Source organism: Reichenbachiella sp. 5M10 (genome assembly GCF_002742335.1).
Lineage (GTDB): Bacteria > Bacteroidota > Bacteroidia > Cytophagales > Cyclobacteriaceae > Reichenbachiella.
This window is the reverse complement of record NZ_MDGR01000007.1, coordinates 4,443,917-4,456,397: the sequence shown is the minus strand read 5'-3', so window position 1 is coordinate 4,456,397 and position 12,481 is coordinate 4,443,917. Positions and strand designations below refer to the sequence as shown.

Sequence of the window (12,481 nt, the reverse complement as noted above, 5' to 3'; positions counted from 1 at the left end):
GAGATCCTACTTGACCAACAAATAGATCATCAGCAAGATCCAAATCACCGTCAACATTGGCGGGATCACTCTGCTGAATAGTTGATTGACAGAAAACTTGGAGAGGTAGCTGTCGTAGAGCTTTCTTCGCTCACGATAGCTCTCATCATTTTCTCTGAGGAAATTCTTGACCTTGTCCAGCATGTGGTGCTCTTTGGATTGGATGAGCCACCAGATGACGGTGATCACTCCCCCAAACACACAGAGAGCCATCAAGATCATGTGGTCATTGCCATCGCCAATCCCATTGACAGTAGCGGCCAAGAGGATGGACTGAAACAACAAAAAGAAATTGAGCCTGTTGTTGAAGTTGAGTTCAAGGATTTGTCGATGCGTCCATGCGCGACTGAGGTCTTCTGGTTTCATGGTGTAGAATCGAAGTTTAATAGTCTAGTTGGCTTCTTGCTCAATATACCCACTAGCTCCTAAACAGAAAAAATGCCCCTAAAAAAAATTGTGCCTGTCTCGGCATTTCTTCCTCTCAAACGTATCACAAAGTAGATCCGTCTTCCTTACTTATCTTGGCAGGGTTAGACAGTGTACACAGTGGCTATTCGGTAAACTTCTCCAGCAATTTGACGCAGGCCTTTTGCGCTTTAATAATATCCTTATAGGTATTCTTATCTTGTACTGACTCATCTGCCTCTTCGAAGGCATTTACCGCCCTGATGTAATACTTCTTAGCATCTAGGTTTTGGTTTAGCATCGTGCTCACATCACCAGCTGTTAAAAAATTGGTGTAACTAGGGTTCTCCTTTTGTTCTACCAGTTCGATCACTTTCAAGAGGATTTCTTCTGCCTTGGCTCTGTGTTTTTCAGCAAATTTGATTGGCAAGTCATAGTCCGTATAGAGCAAAAAATGAGTGGTCGCCTTACTTTTGAGATATACCGTATTGTCTTCGTCCAAATCCAATGCCTTGGTAAAATTTTTTAATGCCTCTTGCTCTTTACCCTTTGTATTCTGGAATGCCACTCCTTTGTAATAATACCCTGAGGCATTTTCAGGAGCTAACTCCAAAATAGAATCTGCATAGGCAGACATCTCATCATAATGCTTCGCTCTTAGCATGCACTGACACCCCAATGCTAGGAGGTCTACATTTTCGGGATCCTCCTCCAATTCAACAGCTATCTTATTCAATGACGGTTTTACCTTGCCCGAATAATACAAAGTTCTTATTGCTTCAAAAGCACTACTTTTCACCACGTTCTTTTTCACTTTACCCTCTTTACTCATTGTATTTTTTCATTCCTATAGGGGCAAAGTAACAAATCGAAAAGCTTATGAACACGCTCAGCCCATTCTATTTGTTTTTTTTGTTGGCACGAGGCTCATTAATCCAACACCCTACGAGGCCCTGATAGACCTGATCCATCAAAAATAGTGTCTCTACGGAAAGCGGATTACCTAGAAAACCTCTTTCATCAATATCTCCGATGGCAGCCTTATGGAATTAGCTCTTGCACTTCTTCGTTCAATTTTCCTGTCGCCCACTTGAGCTCTGCGATGGCTCTATTGTATTTGGCCTGGAGCTCTATGAGTTTTATTTCTCCTTGTAGTTTCTTGTTTTCACGACTGTTTAGCAAAAATACCGAGCTCTCTCCATTGTCAAATTTAGACTGCTCAGCGATCAGCATGCTTTCATAGTTGATCTGCATGGCGAGCTGCTGTTCGATCATATCTTGAAGGGTATACACCTTGTTATAACTCTGTTGGATCTTGTTCATGATCTCACGGTTCTTTTGTTTGATTTTCCAATCATACTCCTGTTGTTTGATTTTGACAATTTTCAGTTTAGAGCGTTCCTTTCGGGTCAAAAGAGGAAAGGCAAATTGAAAGCCCATTTTGTAATTGTTGGAAAAAAGCGGAGACTCGGTCTCTTGTCCTGCGAGCAAAACGTTATAATCCACAGTGAAGTCAGGCAAAACCTGAGATGCACTCATCTTGCGATCTAGCTCAAGAATATTGCTCTCAATCGAGAGGTTTTTGAGATCTGGGTGATTGGCAATAGCCCAGTCCAAATAGCTATCCAGATTTTCGTTTTGTGTCGTGGTGTCATGTCTTGGGATCAAAGCATGTAAGCTTATGCTGTCTGACCAGACGAAATTTTGCAACAGCAGCAAACTATTTTGCAAATTGAGTTCGGCTTCATTGAGATTGTTGTGCCACTGCTGTACTTGTATGAGCATCTCTGTACTATCAATGGCCGCCTTGTCACCGTTGTACACTCCCTGACGTATGCCTTCGAACCGTACTTGGATGAGCTGCAAATTGGCATTGACCGCTTCTCGTTTCTGGTAGTTTTCGTACCACCACCAGTAGGCATAGTTGGCATCTAGATAGAGGTTGTTGAGGACCTTTCTTGCTTGATTCTGTATGCTCTCTTGTTCGAATTTGCTTTTCTTGAGTTGGATATTGCTTTGATTATAAATCAATCCCTGCCCCACAGGCACTGATATGCCTGCATAGTATAACCCATCCGTGGGCACACTATTTTCCGGGTTTAGATTAATCCCGCTGTTTCTTTCGTATCCTACTTTGAAATCCACGTTGAGCAGGGTAGGGATTTTGACATATGTGTCCCAAGTGTCATAGTAATTTTTGCCATCAAAGGTTTTTTTGTCAAAATCTGACATGAGTTTGGGGTCAAAAGCTCCTCTAGCTTGACTGACTGTCAATGCACCCTTCTGCGTCATCAGATTGGCTTGTTTGGCCATCGGATGGTGGTTCTGAACCAGCAGATAGAACTCATCCAACGTCAAAAGTGTCGAAGGATCTGTCTGTGCCATGGATCGCGTAGGAACCAATAAGACCAAGAAAAAAAGGTAACGTAGAGGGGTCATTTTTTAGTCTTTTTAATATTAGAGGCTCCTTCAGGCTCCATGTAAAAATCAGGAGGGAATCCGTTGAGGTCTCGCCATAGCTCGTACCAGACTGGCACGTTTTTCAACAATGCAATCCCATAGCTACCCGACCCGAGACGAAGGAGCTTTGGCCAAGGCTCAGTCTCTGGATCTGGTGCGACCAGTACCCTAAACTTGCCATTGGAACTGGCGGCTTTGTCATAAGCTACTATACGACCAGTAAAGGTGCCAAAGGACATGCCTGGCCAACCATTGAACACCAGTGCGGGCCAACCGTCAAACTGAAGCTGTACTTTGCGCCCCTCTTGGATCAACGGCAGATCTATCGGTCGTACGAACATCTCTACGGCCAACTCATAGTTAGCAGGGATAAAGCTAAATACGGGTGCGCCTTCTTTTACCGTTTCTCCTATCCCTGTAATCAATGCGCGCGTCACATACCCATCTTGAGGCGCTGTGATATAATAAAAGCCCGATCGCCTCGTGTAATTGGATTGCTGTATGGAGAGTTTGTTGAAAGCCCCCTCCGCTTCGAGAGCACTCGATAAGGCAGACATACGGTCGGATTTGGCCTTGGCTATTTTTTCGCTAAAGTCATTGCGTACGATTGACAGGTTGAGTTTTGCATTGATGAAGGCGTTCTTGCTCGCCAACCACTTGTTCTCTACCGACACCTGTTTGTAGCGTGCTTCTTGGAGCTTCTGCTTGCGCTGCTCCAGCTCAGTGAGAGACTTCAGCCCTTGGTCATAGAGTTTCTGCTGTCTATCAAACTGTTTTTGCGCAATTTCATAATTGACCACAGCGGTTTGAAAGTCAATGCTATCCGACACTACTTTGAGGCGGGCTTGGTTATAGTAGTTTTCGGCCTGTTCGATTTTCAACCTTCGATTGCGCGTCAGTGCACTGATCTGATCAGCAAGTGCCTGTGCTTTTTCTTGGTAGGCACTTATGGACGCCTTTTTGGCATTGGTTTGGTTGGTAGAGCGTTCCACGAGTTGGGGATCTAGGTAGTCAGACTTCATCTCCGAAATAAACACGATCGTATCTCCTTGTTTGACCAACTGTCCTTCGCTCACATACCAGGCCTCTATTCTCCCAGAGATCATCGAGTGTATGGCTTGCTCTCTGTTTTCGGGACGTAGGGTTGTGAGTTTGCCCGTGGCACGGATGTTCTGCGTCCATGGCAAAAAAAGGATCACTATACCCAAAACAAACAACCCTGTCAGTAGATAGACCAATCGTCTAGAGGCAGACTTTGACATCACCTCCTGATAGGCAGACTGGTTTTTCAACACTTCGTCCCGATCGATAGGGTTCTGAGATATATTAAGCATCTGATTTTTTATTTTGGATTTCTATATCTACAATTTTTCCTTTTTCCATAGTCACGATTTTGTCGCACCTGGATAGCATCAGCGGATCACTCGTGACTGTGAGTAGCGTCCAGCTAGCCTCCGGGTTAGTCAATATCGTACTGATACGCTTACGGTCTTCATAGTCCAGTCCGTGCAAGGTATTGTCCATCACGATGAGTTTAGGCTTTTCGGAGAGGGTTCGTGCCAGTATAATCTTCTGCTTGATACTCGTGGAGAGGCCTTGCCCTTCTGGCTGAATCATGGTACTCAGCCCTTTGGGCAGTTGTTTGAAAAACTCCCCGAGTCCTACCTGCTCAATAGCCCATAGCATGTCTTCCATTTTGATATCTTGCTTGCCAATGGTGATGTTCTCCTCCAGCGTACCAAAGAAGATGTCCTGTAGGCCGAGGTTATCGCCGATCACCGACCTAAAGCTCATGATATTGATGTCTCCGAGCGGAATCCCGTTGAAATGAATTGATCCCTCATAGTCGTTGTACAATCCAGAAATGAGCGAAAGCAACGTAGATTTTCCTGATTGATTGACGCCTGTGATACAGACCTTTTCGCCAACCTCCACTTTCAAATCCACCCCCTCAACGGTAGGTTTGGTTTGACCCGCGTATTGGTAAGTAAGTCCCGAAAGCTCCAACGAAATCCCCTTTCCTTGTGTGATTTCGTCCAAATCAATACCCTCTTCACTCTCGGTAGCTATATCGGTGACCTGACCGAGCTTCTCTAGTCCTGTCAGTACATCATAGATCGTTTCCATGGTGAGGATGAGTTTTTCTGATGAGTTGAGTACCAAAAGAATGATGATCTCTGAAGCGACAAACTGCCCTAGGTTAATCTCTTGATTGATCACCAAAATACTCCCTAAGATGAGTAGTCCTCCTGTGACGATCGTTTTGAACGCTACGATATTAGAAAACTGGAGTATCAGGATATTAAAATGCTGCTTTCTATATTTCAGATAGTTGGTGACATAGTAATTCATTTTGTCACTGGGTAGGTTGGTCCTACCTGCCAATTTGAAAGTCGCCATCACACGTGCCAGCTCTTCGAGCCAATGCGCCACTTGATACTTATATTTAGATTCTAAATTGCTCGTCTTGAGCCCCTTTGGCCCACTGATGAAAAAAATCAAAGAAATCATCCCCAACAGCGCCATCCCAAAGAAGACGAAAAATGAATGGTAAAAAGACAATAAAATAAGCCCAAAGAGAATTTGAAGTACGGATGTGGAAGCATCAATCAGTATCTTAGGCAGACCCTTTTGGATATTGAGCGTATCAAAAAACCGGTTCATCAACTCTGGTGGATAAAAGCCAGAAATGGCCTCCATTTTAAATCGTGGGATTCTATAAGCAAACTCGAAAGATGCACGGGTAAAAATCCGACGTTGCAAAAGCTCGGTCAGAGATAGCTGTAGTATCTGTATAATTCCTGTAGTTGCTACACCTATCACCACGATAAAAATCAATAACTCCCATGAGGCAGAAAACTCCGAACTGATCACAAAACCTATGATCGCTTGTACACCCAATGGGAGAGACAGGTTGATCAAACCATTGAAAATGGCATAAGCATAAATGACGAAAATCTCTCGGCTGTCCAGAGACAGCATCCGAAACAAGCGCCTGATAGGAGTCAACTTGATCTCGGGGGAATCATGAGTGCTTTGCATATTGATGTTACTATTCATTTGGATTGTTCTTTTAGCGAAGCAATTTGAAAATTAGTTGATCTATAAAATGATACACCTGATGATCTATGCTCACTTCACTGTCTTTGCTAATCTCTGTCAGTGAAGGCAAATGCTGAGCAAAAAACACCTGCTGATGTGATGCCTCCAAAATCGTACTGACAATAGCGTGTGGGTAGGCATAATCTGGATTAAAACCTCGAACCACCAATGCGATCTTGTGACACAGATCTTTGAACCCTTTGAACAAACCTTCATTGTTGATCTCATCCACTTTTTTGGTCAAATAGGTTTTGTCAGACTCACTGGCCACCACACGTTTGAGCACCGAGGTTTTGATACCTGGCAGCCCCATACTAAAAAGGCTTTGATCCGCATGACAGAGTATCTTGATGGTTTCTTTGAGTTTCTGACTTTGGTCTTCTATAAAGTGTGTTTTGTAGTCAATCATATACTCCATCCATGCCCAATACCATGAAGTCAAATACACCAACAACTTTAATTTGTTGTCAAAATAACGGTAGATCGATGCTTCTGTAGACCCGATCTTGTTCGCTAGTTTTTTGAATGTAAATTCCTCAAACCCTAACTGATCGAGAAGTTGAATACTCTCCGAGACAATATTTCTCCCCAACTCGGTGGATTGAGGATCTTTGTTAAAATATTTTTCTCCGATCTGAATATGTACTGTAGACATGATGCAAAAGTATTCATATTGACTATGATAGCAATACTATTACGACTAAAAGCAGGAATAGTTCTCTGATTCTTAGGACCTATTGATAATTTTTGGGTTCTTGGCATTGACCAAATCGGTACTTGGCTGCCAAAATATAGTTAAGAATCATCTGATTGGGAGGGGTGGTTTCGCTGGTATATTGGGAATCTCCCTCGTACTCGAGCTACTGCTCATTAGCCGATTTTTGCTTTGAGGATGAACACCCTATGACCCATGGGGGCGTCAAAAAGGTAGGTTTTTCATAGGATTGCGTTTTGTGGCCCATGATCTAACCATGACAAAACCCAATCATACGCTCTTCAACCTACCCAAATCAACCATCTCCGTTCGTGGCAGCTTTTGACCATAAGCGACAATACGATCCCTACTTCGCACCAGAGAATCGACGAAGCTGATAGGTGAAGGTCAACATAAAATAGCGCTGGAGCACCTCGGTACGTACTTCCTCCACATAAGCAGGATTGACACTCTGGGAGAAACTTTGGTTCTGCCCCAACAAATCAAACACTGACAGCTCCAATTCTCCCACGTCATTTTTCAAGAATTTGCGTGCGACGCTCATGTTCCAGAGGACATACTCGCTATCGAATGAATCCTCGATCCCGTTGTATTTCTGATAGTAGATGTCATTTCGAAAGACAAAACCACCTCCAAATATCCAGTTGAGTTTTGCTCCCGTCGTCTGCGTCGTGTAGTTGGTATTGGCAATTGACTCGATGGAGTTGTTGACCAAGTTGCTACTCACATCGTAGTAGATATTGAAATCAAAATTCTCACTAAAGTTGCTGGCAAGGGCAAACTTGATATTCCCCGAATAGGTACTGGAGATATTGGTTTGCTCATTGGTCCGTCCAGGTAGCCTGCGGTAATTGAATCCCAACGAGGTGTTAAAATTGGACTTTAGTTTTTCGACTAGGATGCTATGGGTCGTATTGTTATTTACATTCCAGTAGCCGTTCATATTGATCGGTTTGGACACCTGTGCCCCTTGCTGCACGACGATGCCTCCCGCATAGACCGAATCCTGTGGTGCGTAAGTGGTCTCATTGGTGATATAGTTTTGGGTTGTCTCCACACGTGTGAAATTGGCTATCGATCGGTTCTTGTCCGGGTTGGGCTTATTGAATCGCACCATCAAGGAATGCGAGTAACTCTGATCCAGCTCCGGGTTACCCGTAGAGATAAACAAGGGATTGCTATTGTCAATTACGTTTTGAAGCTGATTGATAGATGGAGTAGAGGTGCTCGTACGATACCTGACAAACACGTCTGCTTCACTACCTAGCTCGATGCGGCCCATGGCGAAAGGCAAAACACTATGGAAAGTATTGACAAAATCCCCAGTCTCTGGCTGTATTTGCTTATTGGCCAGTTCGGCATACTGATAGGCCAACCCAAAGCGATAGAATGTCCCCATGGTACGGTTGCTCAACGACACCTCAGTCTTGTGCTCGGTATAGCCACTGACAAAATGATTGGAGAGTGCTGCGTTGAAATCCTTGGTGCCCGAATTGGGATTGATTTGATAAGTGTTTTTGTCCGAGTCACGCTCCCGATAGCTCAACTCATAGGTGGCAGACAGCTGTGCAGTATTGCCAACAGGCTCCGTATAACCTACCGTAGCACCTAGGGTATAGTCCAGCTCATCGGTCAGGTACTGTGTGACCGAATCTGCACCGAGATCTTCGTAGTAGTTTTCGCGATTGGTCTGCTTGTAATCAGTCTCTAGCTCCAGCGACACAGTCCGTCCGATCTTCTCAAATTTGTGCATGTAGCTGATGTAGTTGTCTATGTTGAAGGCCTTATTACCACTCTTGTAATTGTTCTCTGTCTGGTTGAGCAGGCTTCCTCCTTCGTTGACGGTATTGCCATCGGTATAGGTGAGGCTTTCATTGTCCTGGTAGCTGATCTTCGGACGGATCATCAACCGGTTGTTGTCATTGATATCGTAGGTGATACGAGAGTCCAAACGATGGTTGAGGTTATCCGTATCGGCGTTCTTGATTTCGTCATAATACTGTATACTGTCCCCGTTGTAAATTTCTCTGTTGGTCGTCTCGTCTCGACTATTGTGTGTTTGATTGAAAAAATAGCTCCCCTCGAATTTAGCCTTGGTGCCCCACTCGTCCGTGAAATTAAGCCCCACCGAATTGGTCTGAGTAATCCCACTCTGGGTACCGGTCATGAGGCTGCTATTGCCTCGACGAAATCCGCCACCTCCTCCGCTGATTCCGGCGAGATCCTCTCCACTAAAGTTCTGCTGGTTGATGTTGTTCGTCATCCCGATCAACGTCAAGCGTTGGTCGTCTTTGAAAGAGTTGATATTGGCTCCTGCCTTGTATCGGTCATCAGTGCCATACCCCGCATAGGCCTTACCAAACTGGCCGTTGCGCTTGCCCTCTTTAGTGACGACATTCATGGTTTTGGTCGTGTTGCCATCGTCATAGCCTGTAAACTGCGACCGTTCACTTTTCTGATCATAGACCTCCACTTTTTGGACGACTTCTGCCGGAATGGTATTGAGCGACAACAAAGGGTCTTGTCCAAAAAATCGTTTGCCATCCAGCAATACTTGCTCGACCGTCTCGCCGTTGGCACTGACGCCATTCTCGTCGATGACGATACCTGGCATCTTTTTGACGAGATCTGCGGTACTCGCATCCGGATTTACTTTGTAGGCATCTGCGTTGTATTGGACGGTATCCCCCTTGACCTCCATCGCTACGACGGCACCTTGTACCTCTATCCCATCGAGGACTTTCTGATCCTGCTCCATGAATATGTTTCCAAAATTCATCTCCTCTATCGAGATCCGCACGGTACGTGAGTATGGTTTGTACCCGAGGCTTTTGATATTCATTTTGTAAAAAGCACTCTCGACATCCTTTATCAAGAAGATCCCCTCTACGTCCGTCACCGCATAGCGGGACTTGGTCGAATCCTTGAGGTTGTAGAGTTGCACCGTAGCACCGATCAACATCGATCCGTCGGTTTTGTCGACCAAGCGACCATATACTTTGCTATGGACAACTTCCTGACCATATGTGGTCAAAGCTATGGCCAAGCCAATCATGCTGAGTACGATTTTTCTCATTATTGTGGTCCCTCTCCTGGCTTTCTGTTTCCTTGTCTCTCTTTCATACGCTCGCGTTGAGCGGTCGTCATCTCTTCGTAGATGGCGTATTGCTCTTCACTGAGAATGTCAAACATCAATCCGTCTTTCTCTTCGTTGAGCACTTCCATTTTGGTCCGCATTTCCTCCCAATTCCTATTCTTTCTAGCCTCTTCAAAATTCTCCTTGATTGACTGAGCATACTCATCGTAGATCCCGTCGATGATCATGGTTTGATCATCAGATAGATCATCAATCTTACTGTATAGGTTTTGCTTTTCACGCATGACCCTATCTTCAGGACTCATACGTCCACCGGGCTGAGCGATAGATTGCCACCCTACGAGCGTAAATAATAGAACGAGAAATATCCCCTTTTGAAAATCAAATGTCATAGTACAATATGTTTTTTGAAAGGTTAGATGATCTTAAAACAAGAAACTTGCTCTCTCCCTTCACTTTTTTTCACAATGGTGAAAAAAAATTCTGATGACAAATTGAAGTCCCAACCCAATAGTCCTCTACACCAAAGTTTGAAACCTAGATAGTTCATCGTAGATTCGGGACTAAGATTAAGGGCACTATGAAACGATTTACATTACTACTATTCGCCGTATGGGCGATGTGCTGCACCTCTATGGCGCAGACTTTCACCGATAGCAACCTCCCCATCGTACTTGTCGATACCGACAATGACCAGACGATCCCAGACGAACCCAAAGTCTGGGCAGATATGAAAATCATCTATCGAGGCGAGGGAGAAAGAAACTATCTCAATGATCAGAACACGGACGATTACCTAGACTTTGATAGCCGAATCAAAATAGAAGTTCGCGGCTCCAGCTCACAATCCCTCGCGAAAAAGCAATACGGATTCACCACCTATACTACAGATGGCTCAGACAAAGACAATGTCAGCCTCCTCGATATGCCCAAAGAAAACGACTGGATCCTGAGCGGGATTGCCTATGACAGTTCGCTCATCCGAGACTACCTCTGCTACGAGCTTTCTCGTCAGCTGGGCAACTACGCCCCCCGCACGCGATACTGCGAGCTTATCCTCAACGGATCCTACAACGGCCTATACATCCTGATGGAAAAAATTAAAGCAGATGACAACCGGGTAGACATAGACCAAATAGAGGAATCCGCTGCGACACAACCTGACCTCAGTGGTGGCTATATCACCCAGGCAGACAGAGCAGATGACGACCCCCTCGCATGGAGTATGTCTACCAACACAGGTCAAAACGTAGACTATGTCCATGTCGTACCCAAACCCGAAGACGCCACCAATACCCAGACCTCCTACATCGAATCAGTATTCATCCAACTGGCGAGTACCTCTCGCAATCAAAATAGCGATAAGGCCGACGGTTACCCCTCTCTCATCGACATACCTTCATTCATCGACTTTATGCTGATCAATGAGCTGTCGTCCAATTCGGATGCCTACCAGTACAGCACTTACTTTCACAAGGACAAGATGGGGAAATTACGTGCAGGACCGATCTGGGATCTGAATTTGACCTTCGACAATGATCTCCGTTTTTGGGGACTGGACAGAAGCAAACCAGATATATGGCAGTTTGACAATGGCGACAATGTCGGTTCCAAGTTTTGGCTTGATCTCTACGAGGACGACACTTACCGCTGCTACCTATCTAAACGCTGGAACGAACTCACTACTCCCGACCAGCCGCTCAACGAGACTCGTCTCAATACCCGTATCGATGAAATCGTCGCAGAAATCAGCGAGGCTACCATTCGCGAAGAGGCACGCTGGGGTACCATTGTCGATCATGACCAGCACATCACACAGATCAAAGATTTTCTCTCCGAGAGAATCACCTGGATGACCACAGAGTTGGGCGACTACAGTGCCTGTGCAGCAGTCTCCACTCCTCCACTCGTCATCACCAAAATCCACTACAATCCCGAAGACCAAGACCCGGTGGAAAGCAAAGAACTAGAGTTCATCGAAATCCTCAACAACGGCAGCACAACAGTCGATCTGACGGGCGTCTACTTTGGAGGGACGGGGCTCGTCTATCAGTTTGCAGAGAGTACACTCGCAGCAGGAGCTACCACCACACTCGCTAGCAACGCCAGCATCTACGAGCAAAAATATGGCTTGGCAGCTGACGATCAGTATTACAGAAGTCTATCCAACGGCGGTCAACGTATCCAGCTCCTAGATGCCTACGGCAATACCATCGACGAAGTGACCTACAGCGATGAAGGTGACTGGCCTGATGCAGATGGCAGTGGCTATTACCTAGAGCTCAGTGATCCCAACAGTGACAACAATGTCGCGAGTAATTGGATACGCACCAAGGACGTGGACTTTGTGCCGCTATCGACGGGCGAAAAAAAAAGCAGTGACAAGGTGCTGCTCTACCCCAACCCAAGCACAGGATCAATCCACGTCCAAGCCCAAGAAGACATCTCGGAACTCCACATCACCAACCTCAACGGCCAGGTAGTCTTCATGATGCAGCCCCATAGTCCCTCGGCCACCTTGACACTCACTGCTCTTCAACCGGGGGTCTATTTTGTACACGTCCGTACGGCGACAAATCAGTCGGTTACGAAAATGTTAAGAAATTAGATTATCCATCATAATTTGTTAACATTGTGAATGGTGGGTAGAGATATGCCTACCA

General features: G+C 45.3%; 9 protein-coding genes. 1 reads left to right on the top strand and 8 read right to left on the bottom strand.

Going from position 1 to position 12,481, the window contains the following annotated elements:
• Positions 1-6 precede the first annotated feature (6 nt).
• The 8 genes from BFP72_RS18195 to BFP72_RS18160 form a co-directional block, all read right to left on the bottom strand.
• Complete coding sequence (locus BFP72_RS18195; protein ID WP_099600501.1) at positions 7-405, bottom strand: hypothetical protein; 399 nt, start codon at positions 403-405, stop codon at positions 7-9.
• Between the two features lie 184 nt (positions 406-589).
• The gene (locus tag BFP72_RS18190; protein WP_099600500.1) at positions 590-1,276 is read right to left on the bottom strand and encodes a tetratricopeptide repeat protein; all 687 of its coding nucleotides are present in this window, start codon (positions 1,274-1,276) and stop codon (positions 590-592) included.
• 209 nt (positions 1,277-1,485) lie between these two features.
• Positions 1,486-2,883 carry a TolC family protein gene (locus tag BFP72_RS18185; RefSeq protein ID WP_099600499.1) on the bottom strand — a complete coding sequence of 466 codons (1,398 nt, stop codon included), beginning with the start codon at positions 2,881-2,883 and terminating at the stop codon, positions 1,486-1,488.
• Complete coding sequence (locus BFP72_RS18180) at positions 2,880-4,238, bottom strand: HlyD family secretion protein (RefSeq protein ID WP_099600498.1); 1,359 nt, start codon at positions 4,236-4,238, stop codon at positions 2,880-2,882. Before BFP72_RS18180 ends, BFP72_RS18185 begins: the two co-directional genes overlap by 4 nt.
• On the bottom strand, positions 4,231-5,964 hold the full coding sequence (locus BFP72_RS18175) for a peptidase domain-containing ABC transporter (RefSeq protein ID WP_099600497.1): 1,734 nt from the start codon (positions 5,962-5,964) through the stop codon (positions 4,231-4,233). The genes BFP72_RS18180 and BFP72_RS18175 overlap by 8 nt, the downstream gene beginning before the upstream one ends.
• Positions 5,965-5,977: 13 nt before the next feature.
• Positions 5,978-6,661: a TetR/AcrR family transcriptional regulator gene (locus BFP72_RS18170; protein WP_099600496.1), complete on the bottom strand. Its 684-nt coding sequence runs from the start codon at positions 6,659-6,661 to the stop codon at positions 5,978-5,980.
• Between the two features lie 406 nt (positions 6,662-7,067).
• Positions 7,068-9,797: an outer membrane beta-barrel protein gene (locus BFP72_RS18165; protein WP_099600495.1), complete on the bottom strand. Its 2,730-nt coding sequence runs from the start codon at positions 9,795-9,797 to the stop codon at positions 7,068-7,070.
• Positions 9,797-10,210: a hypothetical protein gene (locus BFP72_RS18160; RefSeq protein ID WP_099600494.1), complete on the bottom strand. Its 414-nt coding sequence runs from the start codon at positions 10,208-10,210 to the stop codon at positions 9,797-9,799. Before BFP72_RS18160 ends, BFP72_RS18165 begins: the two co-directional genes overlap by 1 nt.
• A gap of 188 nt (positions 10,211-10,398) precedes the next feature.
• Between BFP72_RS18160 and BFP72_RS18155 the strand changes: the two genes are divergently transcribed.
• The gene (locus BFP72_RS18155; RefSeq protein WP_099600493.1) at positions 10,399-12,426 is read left to right on the top strand and encodes a CotH kinase family protein; all 2,028 of its coding nucleotides are present in this window, start codon (positions 10,399-10,401) and stop codon (positions 12,424-12,426) included.
• Positions 12,427-12,481 lie beyond the last annotated feature (55 nt).